At 37.9% G+C, this 23,937-nt stretch carries 20 protein-coding genes; 14 read left to right on the top strand and 6 right to left on the bottom strand.

Going from position 1 to position 23,937, the window contains the following annotated elements; translation table 11 throughout:
• Window positions 1-141 precede the first annotated feature (141 nt).
• The 9 genes from AAV96_RS14040 to AAV96_RS14080 all read left to right on the top strand — a co-directional run bounded on the left by AAV96_RS14040 (window position 142) and on the right by AAV96_RS14080 (window position 10,814).
• Window positions 142-1,461 (top strand): D-alanyl-D-alanine carboxypeptidase PBP6B, encoded by a 1,320-nt coding sequence (locus AAV96_RS14040; RefSeq protein ID WP_046739753.1) that lies wholly within the window; start codon window positions 142-144, stop codon window positions 1,459-1,461.
• Window positions 1,462-1,554: 93 nt separating this feature from the next.
• Window positions 1,555-2,841: an NAD(P)/FAD-dependent oxidoreductase gene (locus AAV96_RS14045; RefSeq protein WP_046739754.1), complete on the top strand. Its 1,287-nt coding sequence runs from the start codon at window positions 1,555-1,557 to the stop codon at window positions 2,839-2,841.
• Window positions 2,842-2,963: 122 nt separating this feature from the next.
• The gene (locus tag AAV96_RS14050) at window positions 2,964-3,446 is read left to right on the top strand and encodes an FKBP-type peptidyl-prolyl cis-trans isomerase (RefSeq protein ID WP_004663295.1); all 483 of its coding nucleotides are present in this window, start codon (window positions 2,964-2,966) and stop codon (window positions 3,444-3,446) included.
• Between the two features lie 120 nt (window positions 3,447-3,566).
• Window positions 3,567-5,009: a cryptochrome/photolyase family protein gene (locus tag AAV96_RS14055; protein WP_046739755.1), complete on the top strand. Its 1,443-nt coding sequence runs from the start codon at window positions 3,567-3,569 to the stop codon at window positions 5,007-5,009.
• Between the two features lie 179 nt (window positions 5,010-5,188).
• Window positions 5,189-5,938 carry a hypothetical protein gene (locus AAV96_RS14060; protein WP_046739756.1) on the top strand — a complete coding sequence of 250 codons (750 nt, stop codon included), beginning with the start codon at window positions 5,189-5,191 and terminating at the stop codon, window positions 5,936-5,938.
• Entirely contained in the window at window positions 5,938-6,843 is a 906-nt protein-coding gene (locus AAV96_RS14065) for a hypothetical protein (protein ID WP_046739757.1), read from the top strand. The genes AAV96_RS14060 and AAV96_RS14065 overlap by 1 nt, the downstream gene beginning before the upstream one ends.
• Complete coding sequence (locus AAV96_RS14070) at window positions 6,830-8,080, top strand: glycosyltransferase family 2 protein (protein WP_004663300.1); 1,251 nt, start codon at window positions 6,830-6,832, stop codon at window positions 8,078-8,080. Before AAV96_RS14065 ends, AAV96_RS14070 begins: the two co-directional genes overlap by 14 nt.
• On the top strand, window positions 8,081-9,928 hold the full coding sequence (locus tag AAV96_RS14075) for a hypothetical protein (RefSeq protein ID WP_046739758.1): 1,848 nt from the start codon (window positions 8,081-8,083) through the stop codon (window positions 9,926-9,928). It begins immediately after the preceding gene.
• On the top strand, window positions 9,906-10,814 hold the full coding sequence (locus tag AAV96_RS14080; protein WP_046739759.1) for a hypothetical protein: 909 nt from the start codon (window positions 9,906-9,908) through the stop codon (window positions 10,812-10,814). Before AAV96_RS14075 ends, AAV96_RS14080 begins: the two co-directional genes overlap by 23 nt.
• A 34-nt stretch (window positions 10,815-10,848) precedes the next feature.
• Here AAV96_RS14080 and wecB read toward each other — a convergent pair whose 3' ends face one another.
• Both wecB and AAV96_RS14090 read right to left on the bottom strand, forming a co-directional pair.
• Window positions 10,849-11,976 carry a non-hydrolyzing UDP-N-acetylglucosamine 2-epimerase gene (wecB, locus tag AAV96_RS14085; RefSeq protein WP_046739760.1) on the bottom strand — a complete coding sequence of 376 codons (1,128 nt, stop codon included), beginning with the start codon at window positions 11,974-11,976 and terminating at the stop codon, window positions 10,849-10,851.
• 2 nt (window positions 11,977-11,978) lie between these two features.
• Window positions 11,979-13,193 carry a tetratricopeptide repeat protein gene (locus AAV96_RS14090; RefSeq protein ID WP_034601831.1) on the bottom strand — a complete coding sequence of 405 codons (1,215 nt, stop codon included), beginning with the start codon at window positions 13,191-13,193 and terminating at the stop codon, window positions 11,979-11,981.
• 228 nt (window positions 13,194-13,421) lie between these two features.
• On the opposite strand from AAV96_RS14090, the gene AAV96_RS14095 reads away from it, so the two are divergent.
• Together AAV96_RS14095 and AAV96_RS14100 are read left to right on the top strand one after the other, a co-directional pair.
• Complete coding sequence (locus tag AAV96_RS14095; RefSeq protein WP_046739761.1) at window positions 13,422-14,123, top strand: VIT family protein; 702 nt, start codon at window positions 13,422-13,424, stop codon at window positions 14,121-14,123.
• A 118-nt stretch (window positions 14,124-14,241) separates the two neighbouring features.
• The gene (locus AAV96_RS14100; protein WP_046739762.1) at window positions 14,242-15,285 is read left to right on the top strand and encodes an NAD(P)H-dependent flavin oxidoreductase; all 1,044 of its coding nucleotides are present in this window, start codon (window positions 14,242-14,244) and stop codon (window positions 15,283-15,285) included.
• 42 nt (window positions 15,286-15,327) lie between these two features.
• Here AAV96_RS14100 and ppk1 read toward each other — a convergent pair whose 3' ends face one another.
• Both ppk1 and mtgA read right to left on the bottom strand, forming a co-directional pair.
• Window positions 15,328-17,406: a polyphosphate kinase 1 gene (gene ppk1, locus AAV96_RS14105; protein WP_046739763.1), complete on the bottom strand. Its 2,079-nt coding sequence runs from the start codon at window positions 17,404-17,406 to the stop codon at window positions 15,328-15,330.
• A gap of 112 nt (window positions 17,407-17,518) precedes the next feature.
• A complete protein-coding gene (mtgA, locus tag AAV96_RS14110) occupies window positions 17,519-18,193 on the bottom strand; it encodes a monofunctional biosynthetic peptidoglycan transglycosylase (protein ID WP_004663315.1) in 675 nt (224 codons plus the stop codon).
• A 72-nt stretch (window positions 18,194-18,265) separates the two neighbouring features.
• On the opposite strand from mtgA, the gene AAV96_RS14115 reads away from it, so the two are divergent.
• Window positions 18,266-19,072 carry a rhomboid family intramembrane serine protease gene (locus AAV96_RS14115; RefSeq protein WP_046739764.1) on the top strand — a complete coding sequence of 269 codons (807 nt, stop codon included), beginning with the start codon at window positions 18,266-18,268 and terminating at the stop codon, window positions 19,070-19,072.
• Here the strand turns inward: AAV96_RS14115 and AAV96_RS14120 are convergent.
• A complete protein-coding gene (locus tag AAV96_RS14120; protein ID WP_046739765.1) occupies window positions 19,069-21,546 on the bottom strand; it encodes an ABC transporter permease in 2,478 nt (825 codons plus the stop codon). The genes AAV96_RS14115 and AAV96_RS14120 overlap by 4 nt on opposite strands.
• A complete protein-coding gene (locus tag AAV96_RS14125) occupies window positions 21,543-22,247 on the bottom strand; it encodes an ABC transporter ATP-binding protein (protein ID WP_046739766.1) in 705 nt (234 codons plus the stop codon). Before AAV96_RS14125 ends, AAV96_RS14120 begins: the two co-directional genes overlap by 4 nt.
• Window positions 22,248-22,283: 36 nt before the next feature.
• On the opposite strand from AAV96_RS14125, the gene AAV96_RS14130 reads away from it, so the two are divergent.
• Window positions 22,284-22,913 carry an arylesterase gene (locus tag AAV96_RS14130; protein WP_046739767.1) on the top strand — a complete coding sequence of 210 codons (630 nt, stop codon included), beginning with the start codon at window positions 22,284-22,286 and terminating at the stop codon, window positions 22,911-22,913.
• A gap of 135 nt (window positions 22,914-23,048) precedes the next feature.
• Window positions 23,049-23,891, top strand: a complete 843-nt coding sequence (locus AAV96_RS14135; RefSeq protein WP_046739768.1) for a hypothetical protein — start codon at window positions 23,049-23,051, stop codon at window positions 23,889-23,891.
• Window positions 23,892-23,937 lie beyond the last annotated feature (46 nt).

Raw genomic sequence — 23,937 nt, forward strand, 5'->3', positions numbered from 1 at the left:
TCACACAGCTTAGCATTTTTTTACAAAGTCATGCGTAGATGTCTTAATTGTTGGTAAAAGTTGCTGGATTCTGCAACAAAAAAGTCATAGCATGCTTTTTTCGCTTTCCATGCCATTGGATCGGCTGCACTAGGTGTTCTCGTGAAATTTCTCCTCTCGCTCTTTACGTTGTTTAGTCTGTTATGTGCCAATTTAGTACATGCTAATTTACTCAATATCGCTCCTGAAACGGTTGAAGCGCAAGCTTGGTCGATCGTAGATGCTCAATCAGGTCAAATCATTGCTGAACATAATAGTCATGTTCAACGTTCGCCTGCATCGCTCACCAAAATGATGGTGGCTTATATTGCTTTGAAAGAAATCGAAGTAGGTAAATTACGTAAGGAAGAGGTATTAACCGCAACACCTGTGGTGAGCACGGTCATGTGGGATGAATCCCAAATGTATTTAAAAGCTGGTGAACAAATTTCTGTTGATCAACTTTTAGCAGGACTGATTGTCATGTCTGCCAATGATGCCGCGGTTACGCTTGCTGAAAAAATTTCAGGTGGTGTTCCACAGTTCGTTGCGCGAATGAATAAAGAAGCCCAAGCCTTAGGAATGAAAGATACCCATTTTAGTAATCCTGCTGGTATCACCATGACAGATCATTACTCAACTTCAGCAGATTTAAGTCTATTAGCAAAAGCTATCGTAAAAGAGACACCTGAATATTTACATTATTCAAAAATGCCAAGCTTTAGCTATAACCAACGCTTTCACCGTGCAACGAATCTTGCATTAAAAATGGATCCAACAGCAGATGGTTTAAAAACAGGTTATACCAAGGCGGCAGGTTACAACTTGGCTTTAACCGCTGAGCGCCCGACTCTAAATCCACATGTTGATAAGCGTCGTTTGATTGTAGTGGTACTTGGAACACCAAGTGCGGTAAAACGTGCTGAAGTCGCGCATAAATTAATGAATTTAGCTTATACATACACACGCGATGAAGAAGTGATTCCAAAGCAAAAGCTAATTGCTGAACTTCCTGTAATCAAATCGACTTTGAAAATTTTCAAAGTTGAAACTCAACAACCCACTATCGTAACAACATCTTTATACGATCAAGCGACACCAATTGATCTAAATAGTTTTGATTTACTCACACAGCGTATACATTTGCTTGATACAAACCAGCAAATCAAAACCATTGAACCACTTGAAACGACAAAAACACACGTCAATATCAAACTCAATGAACAGCATTTAACAGCGCCATTGACGCAAGTCATGAATTTGGCCACAGTGACGGTTTATCAAAATAATCAGTTAATTCGTAGCCTACAAATTGAAAATAACGTGGAAATTGAAGAAGCGAATATTTTTCAAAAAATTATGATTTGGTTTGCAAACTTATTCTCGTTTTTTTCAACAAATGATGTCAAAGCTGCCAAACTTTATCCTTTAAATCAAGGATAAAAAACCTACTATTTTTATCAAGATTAACCATACAATGTTGAAAAAAGGATGGCATAATCCAACCATCCTTTCACAAAAATAATTAGGTTAATCATGAGCAAAACCTTACATCATATCGTGATTGTGGGTGGTGGCGCAGGTGGTTTAGAGCTTGCAACACAATTAGGTGAACGTTTTGGCAGGAAAAAGAAAGCCAAAATTACCCTAATCGATCAAAATCTCACGCATATATGGAAGCCTCTCCTACACGAAATTGCCGCTGGCTCGCTAAATCCTCACGAAGAACAAACCAATTATTTTGCTCACGCAGAAAAACATGATTTTGAGTTCATCCTTGGAACCTTAATTAACGTAAATAAAGATCAAAAACAAATTACGATTTCACCGCCTCAACTTTCTAAAGAACATACTCCTGTTATTCAGAGTCTCAGCTACGATACGTTGATATTAGCTGTTGGTTCAGTTTCAAATGACTTCGGAACTGAAGGTGTACGTGAAAATTGTCATTTCTTAGATAGTCGCAAACAAGCCGATATTTTCCAACAGGACTTATTCCATCTTTATATTGAAGCGCAAAACCAAGCAACTGAACGTGCCTTGAATATTGGTATCGTGGGTGCGGGTGCGACAGGTGTTGAATTAGCGGCTGAACTAATTGAAACCACGAAGAATTTTTATCGTTATGGGTTAAAGAAAATTAATCCAAAGCAAGTTAAAATTACCTTGATCGAAGCCTCAGATCGTATCTTGCCTGCGCTCAATGAAAAAACAGCTACACATAGCGCGAAACAATTACAAAAAATGGGCATCGACATTCTGACGCAACATAAAGTGCAAAAAGTCGATGAATCAAATGTCTATTTTAGCAACGGTCATGTTTTGCATTCGGACATTACCGTATGGGCGGCAGGTGTCAAAGCACCTAAAGTTTTAGAGTCATTTACAGATTTTAAACGCGATAAAATTAATCGTTTAATGGTCTATGCGACATTACAAACTTATTCAGATCCAAATGTATTCGCCTTTGGGGATTGTGCAAATTGTCAGCTTGATGCACGTCAACCTCCATTAGGACCACGTGCACAGGTCGCAAGCCAACAAGCGACATTCTTGGTAGATGCCATGGCCGCTCGTTTATCTGGCTCACCTCAACCTATGTTTAATTTCAGTGATAAAGGTTCTTTGGTTTCATTAAGCCGTAATCAGGCTGTTGGAGAATTACTCGGTGATGTAAGCGTACAAGGTTTTATTGCAAAAACAATGTATGTGTCTTTGTATCGATTACATCAAGCCAATATTCATGGTTATACCCAAGCAGGAATGCTGACCATGAAAGATTTTCTGACACGTCGTGTACGTCCAAAAATTAAACTTTATTGAGTTGAAATTTTCTATTTCGTTCCCATTTATAACGAAATAGTTTCAAAAAGTGGAAAATAGTCAACAAAATCTATTTTTCACTTTATGATGTACACCTAAATTGATTGAATGGATCAAACAACATGACTGCTATTGCAAATAACCACGTGGTTTCATTCCACTACACTTTAACAAACGCTGAGGGTGAAACACTTGATCAATCTCAAGGTGAACCACTTGCATATTTGCACGGCGCGGGCAACATCATTCCAGGTTTAGAAAATGCACTTCTTGGTAAAACAGTAGGCGAAAAATTTACTGTAACTGTTCCAGCTGCTGAAGGTTATGGCGAATATAATCCAGACCTCGTACAAGAAGTTCCAGCTCAAATGTTCCAAGGTGTAGACAATATCCAAGCGGGTATGCAATTCCAAGCTCAAACTGATGATGGCGTTCAAATCGTAACCGTTAAAGCGGTTGAAGGTGAAAACGTTATTGTTGATGCAAACTTCCCTCTTGCTGGTCAAGACTTAACTTTCGAAGTTGAAATCGTAGAAATCCGTGATGCTAGCCAAGAAGAATTAGATCACGGTCATGTTCACGGTGCAGGTGGTCACCACCACTAATTCATATTTTTGAATTAGATAAAAAAGCAAAGCTTCGGCTTTGCTTTTTCTTCACATAGACATAGATAAAATCATAATTATATTTAATTTCTTTCTAATAAATTTAATGGTTGTTAGCTTATGTCTCATGTCTATCAATTGATTTGGTTTCGTCAAGATTTAAGAATCCATGATCATGCTGCTTTATGGCATGCGGCTCAAACAGGCTCATGTATCGCAATCGTTCTATTATCGCCTGAACAATGGCAACGCCATGATGATGCGCCAATTAAAATTGAATTTTATCTGCGTCAATTACAAGAACTAAAAAAACAACTGGATAGCCTGAATATCCCATTAATCGTTCAAACCATTCCTTTATGGAACGATATTCCCCAATTCTTTATTCGCTTATTAGAACATATTAATTTTCAAAATATTTATGCGAATATTGAAGTCGGTGTTAATGAACTCCAACGTGATGCAAATGTTCAAAAGCTTTTAAATCAGCATCAAAAAGAACTCGTACTGTTACATGATCGAACGCTGTTTCCTTTTGCATCTATCCGTAATCAATCGAACCTACCCTACCAAGTTTTTGGCGCATTTAAAAAAGCATGCTACCAACGTTTACAACATGCTTTACCTCAATGCTATCCAGTACCCAATATTCAACAACCGATTAAATTAGATTTATCTGCTTTAGCTCCAACAGACATTCATCAATTACAAGTCGAATGTGCAGAGAAAATAAAACCACCAATTACGATTCTTTGGAATGTAGGTGAGTCGCACGCTCATAATTTATTGGATCATTTCATCGATCAGAATCTAACGGACTACAAAGTATCTCGTGATCTGCCTTCAATATCAGGCACAAGCCAGCTTTCTACCTATTTAAATATTGGCATACTCTCCATTCGCCAATGTATCCAAGCGTTGTTTCGACAACAGCAAGGTGATTTTGTTATTCAATCTGAAGGTCAACAAACATGGTTAGATGAACTGTTATGGCGTGAATTTTATCAACATATTTTGTTTGATTTTCCACAAGTCTCTAAACACTTACCCTTCAAAGCAGCAACCCAACAAATCAATTGGCGCGATGATCAGGTTAATCTCGAAAAATGGCAACAAGGGCAAACAGGTATTCCAATTGTAGATGCCGGTATGCGTCAGTTACTCGCAACAGGTTGGATGCATAATCGAGTTCGTATGATTTGCGCTATGTTTTTAACTAAAAATCTATTGATTGATTGGCGCATCGGCGAACAATGGTTTATGCAACATTTAATCGATGGTGACTTAGCTGCAAATAATGGTGGATGGCAATGGTGTGCATCCACAGGCACAGATGCTGCCCCTTATTTCCGAGTATTTAATCCAATTAGCCAATCACAAAAATTTGATTCCAATGGAGACTATATTCGTAAATGGGTGCCAGAACTTGCGCATTTAGATGCACAAATCATACATGAACCTTATGCAAAAGATTTATCAAAAAATCTCAATTATCCGAAACCAATTGTTGATCTTAAAACTAGCAGAGCACGCGCGATCGAAGCTTTTAAATCATATTTATAGTCTTAGCCAAGGCTATAAATTTGCTGAGTAATCATTTTTTAATCGCACAAATAAACAATTCATACTGTATGTTACTGTTTATAAAATCATTTCATCAAATCAATAACATAAAACAATCAAAAACCACATTAATATGGTGTTAAGTTAATCAGAAAAGAATTCATTAAAATAAAATAGCTATGCAAAAGAATCCAGCACCAGCACTCATCTTATGGATTATCGCAGCTCAAATATTTATGGGTATCGTTGCTTATGAATGGTTACCTGCGAGTTATAGAGGCAGTTGGATTTTTTTAATTTTGTTATTGGTTGCAGGCGCATTTTTAAATATTGGTGCAGCTTTACTTATGGGTTTAGTTGCATTTCTGAGTATGGCTGTTTATTTTTCGCTTGATTTAGCTAATCAAACTTATATCGAAAGACAGTTACTTTTATTATTTGTAATTCCAATGGCACCGATATTTTTAAGTGCGGTGCGCCATAATATTCAAAATGCATTAAAAAGTTATCGCGCAATCCAAAGTTACGACCGTAACTATCAACATGATATTTTACCTTTGACCGCATTGGCTCACTTTCAAGGGGAACTTCGAAAACTTTTACAGCTCACACAAAAAGACCACTATAAAGTACTTACAACCCAAATTACCAACACCATTCTAATCAGAGAAATGTTAGGAGAAGATGTCTGGAAAGAAACACAAAATAAGATCATGGAAATCTTATCCACTGAACGAGACAGTGTGATTTATCATTTTATTAATGAAGAACTCAGTGAAATTAAAAGTATTGTTATCCACGAACCTGAAAAAAATGAAAATCAGCTTTACCCATTCTTTATTCAACAACTACAAGAACTCAGTGTTTTAAAACTGAAAATTGAACAGCATATTGAACATCTATCTCCTATCAACAAGGAGATTGTTTAATGTCTGTTATTTTAAATATTTGTGGGATGCTGATTAGCGCTTCGCATTTTCCAGATGCAACGCTTCAGAGCTTTTATCAACAGTATTATCATTGTCAAATTGAACGTAGCGCTGATGAGACATCAGCTCAGATTCAATCAGCATCATCAGTCTCGCAATTATTTCCACAGACTTCAACTTGGTGGCCCATATTCACGGTAGACCAATTACAATCCGCTAGCTTCAAAAATCTAATTCAACATGATATTAAGCCTGGGATTATTCTCCCAAATGAATATTTCAGCATTGTTGATTATTATAAAATTAAAAAAGCAGTCAGTCAGGGTGCGATTCCAATTGCTGTCTATCAAATGAAGTATTCAAAATACTTTGCAGCAAAAGCTACATTTTCAACTGCAATTGGCTTGAGACCTTTGGCAGCAATTGTTGAAACAGGATGGGACGAAAACTTAATTGCACAGCCAGCAGGCAATTACATCATTCAATCAGATGATTCTAATGAATTAAATGTTCCTGCACGCATGATTCAACACCGCCAACAATATTTTTATCAAGCAACCACAGATGTCACACAGAATTCTGGCTATCAGATTATTGTGAATCCTCCAGTGGATATGTCGTTGAATAATGTTGCATACCCTCATCTTGGTATTTCTTGGAAATTAAATCATATCAATTATCAAAGCACTACTGATGGCGTTGAAACGAGTATTGTTGGTTATATCATGATGGCCATCAGCACAGTAATTATCCCCTTAGACTATATTCTCTCAGCACCCTATCCAAGCCTGTTAAGTACATTTGGCAGTTCAATTTCGTGGATTTCGCTTTTATTAGGATGTGGATTACTGCTCATTCTTATTATTTCCATTATCCGTAGGAGAAGAATAAATGCCCGCAATTGATGTGCTTTTCCTATTTGGTTTTTTAGGTATCTGGATTCCTCAAGCTTTTTGGGCGTGGCTCAGTTTTCAAGCTTGGAAATATTCAAAAAATGCCGCACGTGAATTAGAAAACCTTCCCATTCCTGAACACTGGCCATTTTTGAGTGTCTTGATTCCTGCTTACAACGAAGGTGTTGTAATCGAAGATACTTTACATGCGATTGCACAACAAGATTACCCAGCCCATGCTTATGAAGTGTTATTAATTAATGATGGTTCTAAAGACAATACCTTAGAAATTGCTGAACGGATGGCAGCAATTTATCCATGTATTAAGATCGTCAATGTTCCCAAAGGAATGGGGGGGAAAGGTAAATCTCGAACCTTAAATAATGGTCTACCACACGCTCAAGGCGAACTGATCGTTGTCTATGATGCAGATAGTACACCTGAACCTGACTGTGTAAGGCTACTGGCCCAAACTTTATTGGCGGATAAAAAATTAGTCGCAGTAAACGGTAAAGTGAGAACTCGCAACTGGCGGGATAGTATCTTGACGCGTTTTATTGCAATTGAGTTTATTTTTTTCCAATGGATTTTCCAAGGTGGTCGCTGGCAGCGCTTTGAACTCTCTACACTCATGGGTACAAATTATGTGATCTGGCGAGATGCACTTGAAACATTAGGTGGTTTTGACGAGAAATCATTAGTAGATGACACTGAAATGAGTTTTAGGATTTTTTTAGGGCAGAAACGGATTAAGTGGGTGCCTTATGCCGTAGGTTGGCAGCAAGATCCGCCATCTCTCAGTGTTTTTATCAAGCAGCGCTCTCGCTGGACGCAGGGAAATTTCTATGTCACTAGTAAATATTTACCCATCGCATTAAGAAAGCCATTTCCAATTGGTGTCGAGATCTTTAATAACATCATGTGTTATGTGCTGTTTGTTCCCGCACTAATTTGGAGTCATATCACCCTAAGCCTAGGTTTACTCGGTATTGCAGGGATCAGTCTAGCTGGTCCATTTACCCTACTCTGGGGCCTATCCTTCTGTTTATATGTCGCACAAATGTGGTTTACCCTCTCATTAGAAAGAGCTAAACCCCAACTATATTTCTTCTCAGTTTTATCTTACGTAACTTATTCTCAAATCTTTTTATTTATTGTGTTTAAAGCTGCTTATGACATGTTGAAAAATAAGATTCAAGGGAACTCTTTACAGTGGTACAAAACTGAACGTAGCAAAGAGAGAAAATAAATGAAAAAAAATCACTTAGATCATCACATGTTAAAAGTTCTACTCGCAAGTATGACTCTCTCTTTGCCTGTGTTTGCTTCGGCTGATACATGGAATACGTGGACTTTTGATAATATTAATACATCAAATAAATACACCATCGAACCTCACTTCTTTTATGTAGGTAAAGGCTCAGAATGGCAAAGTATTCGTTTTACTAGCGAATACTCAACTGAACATTTCACCACACTGTTAGTTAAATACGACGATAAGCTTATCTATAACACCACACTCAATGGTTCAGGTACTTTAGATTTTAATATTCCTGCCAGCCAAAGTGGTTTTCATCGACTGGACTTTATTATACAGCAGTATTCACCAGCAACGTCTCCAGCAGCAGATCGAACCACGTTCTGTAGTGAGGATGTTGATCAAGTCACCTATTTTAGCCACTCTAAAATTGATTATTTAAGACACCGACCTATCTATAAATTAAAAGATTTACCAGATGCCTTATTTAACCCACAAATTGTTCGCCCTACGCCATTTGTAGGTGTTTTAAAATTTAATCAAAAAAATATGAGTGAAGCATCAATGTTAGGGCGCTTAATTAGTGCTTGGAGCGCTGTCACACCAATTCAATGGTATGAACAGAATGCACCAACTGATCAAGCCGCTAACTTTTTTATTGAAATCAGTAAATCAGCAACTCCTTTGCTTAATGGGACTCTGGTACAGATGAGTGCCGAAAATGAGATTCCGACTCTACGGATTCAATATGATCAGCCTGAAAAACTGGCATCAGCAATCAATGGATTATTAAATTCTGACTATTTGCAACAACTGGATACTTCAGCAACATTTTTACCGAATAAACTTGCAGCCCCCAAATGGGCTCAGTTGAAAGACATTAAAACGTTTGCTGATCTAGGCATTAGTGATTTCAGACTCAACCAAGCTGAAAAAAACTTATTTCTATCATTCCCAGCAGTTTGGCAACCCACCGACATTTTACAAGGTCAAATCGCCCTACGTGTGCAAAGTGGTTTATTGGAAGGTTCGAATCTGACCACTTGGATTGATGGCGGACTGGCGGGCAGTTTAAAAACAGCAGAATTAGATTCTGACCCTGTAAATCGACAATTTAACTATTTTGCAAAAACGATTTCAGACAGTACGACCTTTAACATGAAATTAGAAAACTCGGTGATTGTTAATTCACAGTGTTTGCCAACAGCGAAAGGTTCGTTATGGATTGATACTAAAAAATCAACTGTTAAGCTCCCACACAAACTCAAAAATGGTGTTGCTTCACTTTCTATGAGTTTTGCAACACATCCTACGATTGCGATTGATAGTAATTCAGGTAGTTTAGAAATGGCGATTGCTGTGAGCCAAACAGCAAAACGAATGTTGATGACCAATGACCCAGTTCCGCTCAATCTTGTAAAGGTGGATACAGCAAAACCCGAAGTGATCAATATCCAAGTCAATCCGAATATCTACCGTCAGCAAGTCTTGATGCATCCCGATATTATTTATGCACCCGCGGCAGCACGTGGTTTTTTAGTAAGTTTTCATGACCAACGCTTTGATATTGTGACAGACTCTATTGAAGGAGCACAAAACTTCACTAAACTTTGGGAAAAAGTCCAAACCAGTATTCCTAATAACGCGAGTAAGATTTTAATTGCTGAAAATGGGCAGATCTTTACCTTGCAAAAGATTATTGTAGGCAATCAGAAAGCACCTTTAGTTCAACAGTCCTCTTTCTTTATCCTGATCGTGACGATCTCTGCTATCATGATTTTAGCGATCCTGCTGTGGTATTGGCGAAAACGACCGAATGATCAAGAAAAGGCTGAATAAATCAACATCAATTCTCATCGGTTTAGCCACCTCTACATTATTGTTAGTGGGTGGCTGCATGCACCACTTCAAAACAGAGCAATTAGCACCTCAAATTGAGGGAATGTTTTGGCAGCCTGATTTAGCAACCACTGCACCGACAGGAAACTGGGATTTGTTGGGTGTTACTACCTTTGTCCCTCAGTGGTCAGTAGTAGAATCCAAGTCTTGGTTTGATCACGATACTAGTTTTCCTAAATGGGAAAAAAATATAAATCTCAAGCAATTGAATCAAGAGCCGTGGGCAAAAAATATTATTTTAGGTCTAGCTGGTGAATACAATGAAAAAATTGCTCGCTCCAATGTACTGACACTCGCTCAGCATTCTAAAAAAATTATAGAGAAAACTCAGTCAGTCCCATTAAAAGGCTATTACCTCCCCATCGAGGCTGATCCAACGTGGTTATGTGTCGATGATCTCGCTAAAGCAATTCGTATTTTACCTAAACCGATCTGGATCAGTATTTATAGTGCTGAACAAAACCCAAAACACTTTGATGCATGGCTCAAAAGTTGGTTACCACAACATACAGGGGTATTTTTTCAAGATGGTGTTGGTGTAGGCACCCGTTCGCCTAAACAAGCAAGAGCGACTTTAGAAGAATTACAAAAAGAATTTGGCAAAGAAAATGTGATTATTGTCTTAGAAGCTTTTAGGCCCGTTAAAGACGGCAAATTTCGGTCTGCCTATCCTTGGGAAATAATGGAGCAACTGAAAGCATATGAAGGACAAAAGGTTTATATATTTGACGGCCCACATTATATGAGCCGCGCCACAGTATATGTTGTTGCTTTATGGTATCAGTTCAAATATGGATCGCCTTTAAGAACCTCTCCAAAAATTTAAACAATTCATTTACATCATGATTAGAACCGATCAATTATGCTTCAGCAATTTTGTCTAAAATCCGTTGTGAAGCCTTGCCATCTCCGAATGGGTTTGGAGCATTTGCCATAGAAGCATAGTGGCTTGGATCAGTCAGTAATTTTTCGGCCTCAGTCACAATTTTGTGTTGATCCGTCCCCACCAAAATTCCTGCGCCTACGTCTACAACTTCAGGACGCTCAGTCGTGTCACGTAAGATTAAGACAGGTTTATGAAATGAAGGGCTCTCCTCTTGTATGCCACCCGAATCTGTCAAGATAAACTCAGCACGATCAATCACGGCTAAAAGACTAGGATAATCCAAAGGTTTTACTAAATGTATTTGAGGATGCTCTGCGAATTGAGCATAGACCACCTCACGCACTGCAGGATTTAAGTGAACAGGCCAAATAAAATGCACATCTGAATGCTTTTGAACCAACTGCTCAACCGCATGACAAATATTGCGAATCCCTTCTCCAAAGTTCTCTCGTCGATGTGCCGTAATGAGTATCACACGAGCATTGATTGGAAAATTTAAACCGTGTTGTTGCAGATGATTTTGTTCTCGATCTTGTTGATGAATTAAATCTCGACCCAAATAAACTGCATCAACGACCGTATTTCCTGTCACCGTTATTGCATTTGATGGAATATTTTCAAGAAGTAGATTTTGTTTCGATTGCTCAGTGGGTGCAAAATGCCAACGAGTAATTCTAGACACCAATTGTCGATTACCTTCTTCAGGAAAGGGATGGTCTAAATCATAAGACCGCAAACCAGCTTCAACATGCGCAACTGGAATTTTCATTGAAAATGCAACCAAACCAGCAGCCAATACTGTCGTTGTATCACCTTGAATAATCACAGCATCACGTTGCTTTCCATCATTAAAAACTTGTTCTAATTGGCTTAAACCTTGTATTAATAATTGATTCAAACTTTGACCAGCATTCATCATTTGCAAACGTTGATCTATTTTGATTTGAAAAAAATCAATGGCATCTCGAACTAACTCATCGTGTTGCCCTGTAAAGATAACTTCAACTTGAAAACGTGGATCTTGTTGCGCCAATAAAATAACAGGTGCTAATTTAATCAACTCAGGTCGTGTACCAAAGACAATCGATATTAATTTTTTCATTATTAGAAATCCTTATAAAATACCAGTTCTGTACGTGTGTTGTTATAACTCTCAGTCCCGTCAGATAAAGCACTCTTAAAATAATCACCGTAAAGACGTTCTACTCTTAATTTTACGGGGACGTAATTGAATGGTTGCCAAGCCACACCCACACCATATTCAAATAAATTATTGTAATTTTCGCCTTTAGAATCAGCTAAGGTATGCAGTTTGCCATATGTTTGGACTGTCCCTGCTTCGCCACGATAGACGTTAAAACCAGATCGTAATCTTAAATCCGCAATCACGTTATAATCTTCGCGTGAGTAACTCGCGACATTGCCATATAAATCAGTAAAATAATCATTCCATACTGTACGATGTTCGATAGTTGGATTGGCATACCATTCTTGATAGCCTGTCACCCCACCAACCACACTTTCACGAAACTTGTCGCGATTACGATCAATCAAATCGTAACTACCTCCGACCTCAAGGTAAGCGCGAATCGGTATAGATTGCCACGGTTGATAATTTGCACCAACACCCACTGTTACCGCATTTTCATCGATAATTTCAGGGCGCACACCACCTTTTGATTTAGTATCACGATTTAGATTTATAAAACCATATACCTGCGCTCGCCCACCCTCTAAATTTTTACCGTATCGCATTTTCAAGGGGAAAATAAAGTCGTCATAGCGAGACTCATAAGATGGCGCAAAATAAATATCTTTAAATGTTGACTTAACTGTTGAACCACTTAAATTCTGCACAGCTTGTTGTGCTTTATTTGAAATTTCACTGTCAGAGGATGTGCTCAAGTTTTTAAAAATAACCAATGCTTCAGTATTTCTATTTTGTTGATTGAGCAAATATGCTTCTTGTAATTTTAGCTGTTGATCTTGAGGATCAAGTAATTCCGCTTTACGAACACTTTGAATTGCCTCATTTGACTTCTTCAAACGGATTTGCAAATACGTTAGACTCTTCCAAACTTTAATATCTTGTGGCGTAAGTTGTGTAAGTTCTAAAAGAATTTTCTCCGCTTCTTCAGGCTGACTCTGTTCAATTTTATAAAATTTATCCCAACGATCGTAAATAGGATGCCCTGGTTTATACGCCGCATCACCTTCTTTCACAAAATCAGGTTCAGCACTGATTACATGCTGTAGTGGCAATATAAAACCTAAAATAAATAGTGTATGACTCAGTAGCTTTTTTTTCGAATTATTCATCATAGATCTCAACTCAAAATACCAACTCGATGGCTGATACAAAATCAATTTCACACATATATAAATGTTAAACTATTCACATATCATAACTAAATCATCATCACGCTATCGTTAAAATAAGTTACTTTATAAGTAAGTTAAGTTGATGAATCGTCATAAAATTCTGCTCATAATGATTCATCTATTTGTCCCAATAATTACGTTTACATATATAAAAAGAGAGTCATTATGTCTTTGTCACACCACCAAGAACTTCATGTCATACAACGCTCAGGATGGCTGCGTGCTGCCGTGCTTGGTGCAAATGATGGCATTATTTCTGTCACAAGTTTAATCATGGGGATGGCAGCCAGTGGTGCGAGTTCGCAGACACTCTTGATCACCTGTATTGCTGGACTGATCTCAGGTGCAACCTCGATGGCGGCTGGAGAATATATTTCGGTAAAATCTCAAGAAGATATTGAAAAATCAGACTTAAGATTTGAAGCAACTGAACTTGAAAAAAATCCGCATGCAGAATTGAAAGAACTGACTGAAATTTATATTTCGAGAGGTCTAAAACCTGAATTGGCACATGAAGTTGCCACACAACTCACCGAACATGATGCACTTGGGGCACATGCCCGTGATGAAATTGGCATACATGAAAATACTGCTGCGAATCCTATTCAAGCAGCGCTCTCTTCTGCTGCTTCCTTTTCATGTGGTGCTGTACTTCCTATGCTTGCCATTTTACTCAGCCCAAGTTCATGGGTCGCTCGCTCAGTTTTAATTACAGGTATCGTCTCACTAGCATTATTGGGAGCGTTATCCAGTTATTTTGCTCGAACATCGATGCTAAAAGGTAGTTTACGTATTACTTTATGGGGTATTTTAGCCATGGCATTTTCGAGTTGGGTCGGCTCATTGTTCCATGTGACTGCCATTTAATTTCTATGTGACTCGGTATTTAAAAAGATTAGTATTCAATAATTAAATACCGATTATTATTTGCAGGGCTTTTTGTTTTTACGTTATGGTGATGGAAAAGCTAAAGAGTATATAAATCATGTCAATTTTAGAATTATTAGAAATAAAGCATCCAATTTTTCTTTCCCCAATGGCTGGTGTATCAACACCAGAGCTTGCTGCTGAAGTTTCTAATCAAGGGGCTTTAGGTTCTTTGGGACTTGGGGCAAATTCAGCAGAGGCAGCAAAACAACAAATTATTAAAACTCAAGAACTGACTGACCATCCTTTTCAAGTTAATTTTTTCTGCCATCAATCAGAACAACTCAATCCAGAAGTTGCTCAACAATGGATTAACTATATTCGTCCTGAATTTGAAAAATTCGGAGCAGAACCTCCGACTGAATTGAATTGTATTTATCCAAGCTTTTTAGATAATGATGATTTCCTGAATGTTGTACTTGAAACTCGCCCCAAAGCTGTGAGTTTTCATTTTGGAATTCCTCACCCTCATCAAATTGAAGCATTAAAGCAAGCTGGAATTATTACCATGGTTTCAGCAACCAATCTCATCGAGGCCAAAGCAATTGAGGCGGCGGGTATTGATATTATTATTGCTCAAGGGATTGAAGCTGGAGGACATCGGGGTATTTTCAATCAAACTTTTGATGCAGCAATTAAAACCAGTGATCTCGTACAACTCATCTCAACACATTGTAAATTACCTGTCGTAGCTGCTGGCGGTATTATGAATGGTGATCAAGCAAAATCGATGTTGAAATTAGGTGCTGCTGCTGTTCAATTGGGTACAGCATTTGTGCAATGTAAAAGTTCGAGTGCGAATGCAGCCTATCGAAAAGCTTTATTCAGTCAATCTATTACACAAATCAGTTCAAGCTTATCAGGTCGTCCAGCACGTGGTTTATTGGGAACTTGGCACACACTGATTGACTCACCAAATCGACCTCAAACGCCAGCATATCCTTATACTTATGATCTAGCTAAACAACTAATGAGTATTGCAAATACCCACCAAGATTTTAGTTATGGCGCATTTTGGGCAGGGAGCAATGTGGCACAAATTAGAGAGTTGGAAGCTGCCGATTTAGTCAATCAGTTGGTCTTAGAAATTAAAACCAACTAATCTATATCTACAAAAAACCGACCTTAAAGTCGGTTTTTAGATTTATTTAATCGCATCAAGTAATGTGTGTTGCGCGTTGTGCGGTTGCTCACCCTGAGCCGGTTTAGCACGATCCCAGACACCATCACCTTGTAATAACCAAGCTTGCTGATTGTCTTTTAAGTAATTCATTAAACCTAATTGATAAATACGCTTTTTCAATGCAGGATCTTCAATCGGGAAACATGCTTCTACACGATTAAATAAATTACGATCCATCCAATCTGCACTTGAACAATAAATACGAGGATTACCATTGTTACTAAAATAATAAACTCGTGTATGTTCCAAGAATCTTCCCACAATTGAACGAACACGAATATTCTCTGACAAGTTCGGGAGACCCGGACGTAAGCAACAAATTGAACGAATAATTAAGTCAATTTGTACGCCTGCTTGCGATGCTTCATATAGCTTATTGATCAGTTGGACTTCGGTTAACGCATTCACTTTTACAATAATCTGCGCCGATTTACCCTCTTTGGCATTCGCAATTTCTTCATCAATATAGTTAATTAGTTGAGCATGTAATGTAAATGGTGCATGTAATAACTTTTTCGGTTTTGCCATTTTCCCCATGCCCGTAAGCTCTTGGAAAATTCGATGTACATCTTCACACAAATCTTTATCTGTAGTCATTAGACCATAATCAGTGTAGATACGTGCATTCGTGGCATGGTAGTTCCCTGTACCCAAATGTACATAACGTACTAATTTATTATTCTCACGGCGTACGACTAAAATCATTTTGGCATGTGTTTTATAACCAACGATCCCATAAACAACCACAGCGCCAGCTTCTTGCAATACATTTGCAACTTCAATATTTGATTCTTCATCAAAACGAGCACGTAACTCAATCACAGCAGTGACTTCTTTACCATTGCGTGCCGCTTCGGCAAGTACTTGAACAATTTCTGAGTCTGCACCACTACGATAAAGTGTTTGTTTAATTGCCAAAACTTGCGGATCACGTGCTGCTTCACGCAATAATTGAATTACAGGTGCAAATGACTCAAATGGGTGATGCAATAAAATATCTTGCTTTTGCATCGCAGCAAAAATACTTTCAGTCTTCTTAAATACTTTTGGAAGGACTGGTGTATGTGAGTCATAGCGTAAATGTGGACGTTTAAAATTAGAAAGTAATCGCGCCAAATTTACAGGACCGTCTACGCGATAAAGCTGTTCTTCTTCTAAATCAAATTCATCCAATAAATATTCATAAATATGCTTTGGACAATTATGCGTAACTTCTAAACGAACGGCACGTCCAAAACGACGTGAACTCAACTCACCTTTTAAAGCTTTTGCTAAATCTTCAACATCTTCATTTAAGGCTAAATCGGCATTACGCGTTACACGGAATTGATAACAACCTGTTGCCGTCATACCAGGGAATAGGTCTGAAACATGTTCATGGATAATGGCAGATAACATGACATGATGTTCTTTACCATCCGTAAGCTCATCGGGTAAACGAACCACACGAGGTAAAGAGCGAGGCGCTGGCACTACAGCAAGATCAATCTGACGACCAAAAGCATCTTTACCTTCCAGCGTTACAATAAAGTTCAAACTTTTATTTACTAAACGTGGAAATGGATGTGCTGGATCAAGACTAATCGGTGTTAAAACGGGTGCAACTTGTTCTTGGAAATATTTTTTAATCCATGCCGATTGTGCTGGAGTCAATTCACCACGACGTAAAAAGCAAATATCTTCCTCACGCAATTTTGGTAAAATTTGTTCATTTAAAATACGATATTGTCGTTCAATCGCAGCATGTGCTGTTTTAGAAATTTGATCAAGCACTTGCTTAGGGGTCAAACCATCTGGTGTACGACTTTCATTGCCTAAAGTTAATTGCTCCATCATTCCTGCAACACGAATTTCAAAAAATTCATCTAAATTTCTTGAAAAAATAAGCAGGAAATTCATTCTTTCTAATAGTGGATGGAGAGGATCAACTGCTTGCTCAAGTACGCGTAAATGAAAATCGAGAATTGAAAGTTCACGATTTATATATCGATCATTATAAGTATATTCTGTTGGCGTTGTTGTCGTCACTGCAGTATTCATACTGAACCTTGTCGCTTTATCATTCATCAAAACACGGTTTAAGTATGCTGCAAAATTATGTCAATTTGGTAAAAAAGCCCAAAAATATTGAGCTTTTTTTAATTTATCTGAATTATTGTGGGATTTGTGTACTATTCATATACCTTAAAATCACACGCTTACGAAACTGTAACTTATGATCATTGCGATGGTCTTGATAATACTTAGGATTTGGTAGTAAAGCAGCTAAAAAAGCAGCTTGCTCACGTGTTAAACTTTTCGAGCTCTTACCATAATAAAATTGTGCAGCAGCTTCAACACCATAGATATTTTGACCAAACTCGACCGAATTCATATAAACCTCTAAAATTCGACGTTTTGACCACATACGTTCCATCATCCATGTAGCAACAGCTTCCTGCCCCTTACGAATAAATGAACGCTGATTATAAAGGAATAAGTTTTTTGCTAGCTGTTGAGAAATCGTGGAACCGCCTGCAACGACTTCCCCTTTTTCATTATTACGCTCTAATGCAAACTGAATCCCAGCCCAATCGAAACCATGATGATGAATAAATTTAGCATCTTCAGCAGCTAGAATTGCATGCTTAAAGTTATCACTAATATCATCATAATCACGCCAGTCTTGTTGAATTGGCTTAAAGTCAGTCAGGTAATCCCAACGCATAAACATCGTTGTTTCAACAGGCTGCGTTCTCCACCACACCAAGCTACTAAAAATCCAAAGCTGAATGAGAAGAATGATACCGATAATCAACATCACTGCACGTGCTAAAAAGGCTTTCATTAAAGCGCATCACTCCTTGGGCAACAAATTCATGCTAAGCTATTTTTATATCGTAATAACTTGCATAAACATATGACTGAAACCACTCCACCACAAATTACTCAAAAGTTGCAAATACAGATATGGTGGTTTACAGCATTATTAATTGCCATCAATGTTGGTTTATTTGGCTGGCAAATTCTTTCAGGTGTGAATATTACCGACCCTTCCCCTATGGATGCAATTACTTGGGGAGCAGATTTTACACCACTCACCTTCTCCGGACAGCCCGAACGTCTGTTTAGCAGTATGTTTTTCCATTTCGGTCTGATCCATTTAATGCTGAATATGTGGGCATTGTATATTTTCGGGAGTGTTGCTGAACCACTTTTTGGTCGTCGTTATTATATTGCGCTGTATTTTCTAGCAGGTTTAATGGGTAGCGTTCTTTCTAGTTATCTCAGTATTCAGGACGGCTATGAATTATTACAACATTTCGATCCCAAATTACTGCCACATATCAGTGCTGGTGCATCTGGTGCTGTGATGGGTTTAGGTGCTGCGCTCACAACTGTTTCTTTATTTCCACCTTTACCCCAACAACGTTTTTGGTTAGATAAAAAGTCATTATTATTAATTATGGCGATTAACCTTGCCTTTGGCTTTACTGTTTCAGGTATTAATAATGCAGCACATATCGGTGGAATGATCATGGGTGCTTTACTTGCAGGCTCTTGGTATTTCAGTCATAAAACTCAACATCGAGTTATCTTACAAATCATTGCACTGGTTTTAGGTGGTTTATTAACGCTCGGATTTTATGTTTACTGTAATGAGTTAAGCACAGGTCTTAATTCTCTTTGGAATGAAATCCTGCGCCAAAACCAGTTAAGCTTTTAAGATTGATTGATCTCTCTCAGACTTTGTAACGGTGGGATATCACATAAATAACTGAGTCGATATCGACCAATCAACATACATACCAGCATCATACTGAGCGGTAAAATTAACCAAATTTCAGGATGAAATTGGATTGCCATTTGCATCTTGTAACTGGCAATCGCACTAATCACTTCAGCAAAAAGACATGCTAAAATTCCTGCCATCAAACCAATAAAACCAATTTCTAAACTGAGCATCTGTTTTAATTTATTTTTTGCGACACCAAAAGATCGTAATAACGCCACTTCTTTACGGCGCTCATCCATTAAAACATTTAGACAAGCAATAAGAACCAAAACTCCAGACAATCCAACCAATATTGCCAGTACTGTCACCACCTGAACCAATGTATTCATTAGGCGTTTCACTTCATCTAATACACGCCCCACATCAATAAATACGGTATTGGTAAATTGTTCAATCAAGCGTACCATTTTCGGCTGATCCGCAGTAGGGACATAAAAACTGCCTAAATAGCTTCCTGCATTTTCATCCATGGTTTTGGGCGAAAAAATAAAGAAAAAATTAGGGCTAAAACTTTCCCACTCAACTGAACGTAGGTTAATCACTTTGGCATCCAATGATCCTTCAGGCAAACTAAAACTCAGCTGATCCCCGACTTTGATCCCTAACTCACTAGCCAATTCTTCTTCTACCGACACTTGTCCAACTTGGGTGAACTTTGGATTCCCTTGAGTAATAAGATTATCTTTTGGATAAAGTTCCGCTTGCGTCAAATTTAGTTCACGGCGTAAGGAATTATTCTGTTGAATCAATTCAGCACTGAAAGCCTGCCCATTTTTAGCAATTAAGCGACCCCGAATATTGGGATATAGGGGTGTTGATTGCCAATTATTTTGTTCAAGCTGCTGTTTAAACTGTGGCATATCAAATGGCGGCAGACCATAGACAAACTGATTCGGTGTACCTTCAGGCAATTGTTGCTGCCAACGCTCTAATAAATCCGTTCTTAAAACACTTAGAACCGTTATTAAGCTGAGACCTAAAGCAAGTGCTGTAATTTGCAAAGCTGTCTGATGTGGGATTCGAACATAAGCAGATAAGGGATGTTTCAACTGCTTAATTGCTTTCAGTAATGACCAAATCACAGCAAATAGAGTCACACAAAGTACTAATATGGCAGATAAGACCAATAGGCTTAGCTTTAGATTATCACTCAAAACTAAACTAAATATGACCAAACTCGCAATACCGACACTAAACATCATAATATAGGATTTACGTGAACGCTCTTGCTGACGAATGACACGAATTGGTGGCGTATTCAATAACTCCCAAATGCTTGGCAAAATGAAACCAATTAACACCATAACACTGGTAAAAATTGCAATTGGTAAAGCCATGAATAGATCAACAATCGCAAAGCTGAGTTGTAATTGTGGAATCAGTTGCAGCATCAACTGCAACAAACCATAGCCTAAAATGATTCCAATAAAACTTCCAATCAAAACTGATAAGGCACTGACAAGTGCAAGCAATATCATATAAGTGACTAATATCTGTCTTTTACTCGCACCGAGACAACGCATCAAGGCAATATGATCCTGATTTTGTTGCACATAACGTTGACTGGTTAAAGCAATTGCAATCCCACACAGTAGAATGGTTAAGAGGTTGGCAAGCTGTAGAAAGGTATCCAGATTTTCAATAGGTTTCATCAAACGGGTATTGGACTGACTCGCATCACGTAGTTTCAGTGTGCTTTGTTCACTATTCTCTGCTTGTTGATTATGAGGATCAGCTTCAAGCTTGGTTTCTTGTTTAAAGATGGTCTTAAATGTTTCAACTTGTTTTGGCTCACCTGCCATCAACAGACGATAATCAATACGACTCCCAACCTGAATGGCATTCGTTTTCGCAATATCTGCTTGATGAATAATCACGGTTGGTGAAAAACCTGAAAAGCCCAACTCCTGATTAGAATCATGCTCAATAATGCCTGTTACTTTAAATTTGCCATCAGCAATTGCAACCTGATCCCCCACTTTTACTTTTAATAGATCAATTGCTCTTGGACTTAACCAAACTTCACCTTGTTGAATAGATTTCGCTCTCGGTTGGATCTCTAGTTTACCGCGCAGCGGAAAATGCTCATCGACAGCTTTGACATTGACCATCACAAATTGATCTTGGGTATGTGCCATTGATCCAAACAAAGTGACAGGTGCCTGTTTTAGATGAAGTTGTTGAGCCTTTTGTATCCACTTTGATTGGATAGGGTCATTATCAGACAAAACTAAATCTGCACCCAGCATTTCAGCAGCTTGCAATGAAACGGCATTTTGAACTTGAGTATTACTAAATTTTAATGCGGTGGTGGCACTTATGGCTAGAGACAGGGCAATAATCAGTAAATATAACCCTCCTGTGCGGAAGCTTTGTAAAAGTAGTGGTTTGAGAACTGAACTCATACACCCTCCTGCACTTTTATAATTTCTTGGATTTGGCCGTCAAGCAATTTGACATGTCGTTGACACAAGGCTGCCAAATTTTGATCATGCGTTACAAGGATTAAAGTTGTTCCGAGTTCTTTGTTTAAATCAAATAACAGTTGCTCAATTTCTGCTGCGGTTTGCCCATCCAGATTACCTGTCGGTTCATCTGCAAAAATAATCTTAGGCTCAGCAATTAAGGCCCGTGCAAGCGCAACACGTTGTTGCTCACCACCCGATAAAACTTTAGGCGTTTGCTGTGCTTGGCGAACTAATCCAACACGCTCTAGCCATTGCAATGCCTTATTTTCAGCTTGCCTAAAATTAAAATCAGGCTGAAGACGTAAGGGTAACATCACATTTTCGAGTGCACTAAGCTGTGGTAAAAGCTGAAAAGATTGAAACACGAAACCAATATTTTCTAAACGAACCTGAGCACGCTGCTCTTCAGTTAAAGTATGCACCGCTTGTCCACAGACCCACAATTCGCCCATACTTGGTCGATCAAGTGTTGCTAGAATACCTAATAGAGTGGATTTTCCAGAACCTGAACGACCTGTAATCGCAATCTGTTCCCCCTGATAAATATCTAAATCGATATTTTTTAAGATGGTTAATGTTTGCTGATTAATGTGGATATTTTGTGTAACTTTTTGGGCAGAAATAATCGGCTGTGGCATGATGTCACGTATCCTTTAGGACAAATTTGAAGTGCAATGCAAATATCTAAAGTTTTATTTTCGCTATCCAAAACATTTGGAATCATCACGATTTGCTCATTACCCGCTTTCGCATCAGCAAAGACTATTTTAATTTTGGGTGACAGTCTCAGTGCAGGTTATGGCATAGATGCCAAACAAGGCTGGGTAAACCTATTACAACAGCGTTTAGATCAACATTATCCGAAACAGCATAAAGTGGTCAATGCAAGCGTCAGTGGTGAAACTACAAGTGGTGCTTTGGCAAGATTGCCTAAATTATTGCAAACTTATCAGCCTGAAATTGTTGTAATTGAGTTAGGTGGAAATGATGGCTTACGAGGTCAACCCCCTCAAATGATTCAAAAAAATTTAGCACAATTGGTACAACTCAGCCAAAAACAGCAAGCCTCTGTTTTACTATTCGGCATGAAAATACCACCCAATTATGGGACAGCGTATAGCAGCGCTTTTGAAAAAAATTATAAAGTTGTAAGCCAGCAATATAAGGTCAAGTTATTGCCTTTCTTTTTAGAAGGGGTCGCTGGACATAAAAATTTAATTCAAAACGATCAAATTCACCCAAATGCTAAAGCCCAACCTATTCTATTAAATTTAGCTTATCCCTATATTAAAGGGGCGTTGTAAATATCAAATTCTGCCGTATTGCATTAATGAAACGATTGCTATCATTTCCTACAGGGATAAAATCTCAGTTAAAATCATATCGTTAACCAGTTTAGCATTGCGTCCTGCAAGTGTGTAACGAGGCAGAGGTTTTTTATGAAAGCATTAAATGAGTTGAAGAAGTTATTAAAGGCATATAGATCATATAGTCTTGATCATTTAAAAAAGTGTTTGGAGTTTGATCAAAAACATATTTTAGTGGCTTTGAATAGTAATGATGTTTTTTATCCACATCATATCATTGGTATGTCTATATCATTTGCACAAATGGCATTTAGAGAAATAGAAAGTCATAATTTAGATTCACATGCAATAGATCATTTAAATCGTTCATTGATGTATATGGATGTTGCTGTTGAGTTACAACTAAATGATTTTAAGAGAAATCCTATTGATAAAATGAATGTACATAGATTTAAAAAATACTTCTCAGCTTTCTCAGCCTTACTTTTCTGGGCTATTTTGCTTGATAATAAGAATTTAGCAAAAAAAATGGCTAGACAAGTCGAATTTTGCTTAAAGCAAAAGGCTATATCCGATTTCCCTCTAAGCTATGATTATTTCTCTTTGTGGTCTTATTATCATTGGATTAATGAAGCTTTGCCTTTTGAGCTACCTATGAAAGGTAGTTTTCAATATTTAACAGAAAATTGGTCTAAAGACTCCATATCTTTGTCTCCTTCTTTGATAGAAATATCGGAGTTACATTGTGAAGAATTGATTGATAATGATAAACGTGAGTATCCTCCAAAATTTATTAGCCCTCCTTTCACTTTGTTGCCTTTAGAAATACATGTGATTAATAAATTACGTTTATTAGATGGTCTAGATAAAATGGATGTGGATCATCCTTTGATGAAGACACAATCAGCACAAATTACGAACTTTGAAATTGTAGAGGATGAATTGCTTGAAAGGATTCAAATTAATCTGTTGTAAACGATTAGAGCTATTTAAAATAGTAGATTAACATGATGTTAATCTA

The sequence above is a fragment of the Acinetobacter sp. AG1 genome (assembly GCF_001005525.1).
GTDB lineage: Bacteria > Pseudomonadota > Gammaproteobacteria > Pseudomonadales > Moraxellaceae > Acinetobacter > Acinetobacter modestus.

Bases quoted from the DNA above. Each gene is read 5' to 3' on its own strand.
- AAV96_RS14095 (WP_046739761.1), top strand. From the start codon at position 13,422: ATGTCTTTGTCACACCACCAAGAACTTCATGTCATACAACGCTCAGGA.
- AAV96_RS14055 (WP_046739755.1), top strand. From the start codon at position 3,567: ATGTCTCATGTCTATCAATTGATTTGGTTTCGTCAAGATTTAAGAATC.
- AAV96_RS14120 (WP_046739765.1), bottom strand. From the start codon at position 21,546: ATGAGTTCAGTTCTCAAACCACTACTTTTACAAAGCTTCCGCACAGGA.
- AAV96_RS14070 (WP_004663300.1), top strand. From the start codon at position 6,830: ATGCCCGCAATTGATGTGCTTTTCCTATTTGGTTTTTTAGGTATCTGG.
- AAV96_RS14115 (WP_046739764.1), top strand. From the start codon at position 18,266: ATGACTGAAACCACTCCACCACAAATTACTCAAAAGTTGCAAATACAG.
- AAV96_RS14045 (WP_046739754.1), top strand. From the start codon at position 1,555: ATGAGCAAAACCTTACATCATATCGTGATTGTGGGTGGTGGCGCAGGT.
- AAV96_RS14130 (WP_046739767.1), top strand. From the start codon at position 22,284: ATGCAAATATCTAAAGTTTTATTTTCGCTATCCAAAACATTTGGAATC.
- AAV96_RS14060 (WP_046739756.1), top strand. From the start codon at position 5,189: ATGCAAAAGAATCCAGCACCAGCACTCATCTTATGGATTATCGCAGCT.
- mtgA (WP_004663315.1), bottom strand. From the start codon at position 18,193: ATGAAAGCCTTTTTAGCACGTGCAGTGATGTTGATTATCGGTATCATT.
- AAV96_RS14125 (WP_046739766.1), bottom strand. From the start codon at position 22,247: ATGCCACAGCCGATTATTTCTGCCCAAAAAGTTACACAAAATATCCAC.
- AAV96_RS14075 (WP_046739758.1), top strand. From the start codon at position 8,081: ATGAAAAAAAATCACTTAGATCATCACATGTTAAAAGTTCTACTCGCA.
- AAV96_RS14100 (WP_046739762.1), top strand. From the start codon at position 14,242: ATGTCAATTTTAGAATTATTAGAAATAAAGCATCCAATTTTTCTTTCC.
- AAV96_RS14135 (WP_046739768.1), top strand. From the start codon at position 23,049: ATGAAAGCATTAAATGAGTTGAAGAAGTTATTAAAGGCATATAGATCA.
- AAV96_RS14080 (WP_046739759.1), top strand. From the start codon at position 9,906: ATGATCAAGAAAAGGCTGAATAAATCAACATCAATTCTCATCGGTTTA.
- AAV96_RS14065 (WP_046739757.1), top strand. From the start codon at position 5,938: ATGTCTGTTATTTTAAATATTTGTGGGATGCTGATTAGCGCTTCGCAT.
- AAV96_RS14090 (WP_034601831.1), bottom strand. From the start codon at position 13,193: ATGAATAATTCGAAAAAAAAGCTACTGAGTCATACACTATTTATTTTA.
- AAV96_RS14050 (WP_004663295.1), top strand. From the start codon at position 2,964: ATGACTGCTATTGCAAATAACCACGTGGTTTCATTCCACTACACTTTA.
- wecB (WP_046739760.1), bottom strand. From the start codon at position 11,976: ATGAAAAAATTAATATCGATTGTCTTTGGTACACGACCTGAGTTGATT.
- ppk1 (WP_046739763.1), bottom strand. From the start codon at position 17,406: ATGAATACTGCAGTGACGACAACAACGCCAACAGAATATACTTATAAT.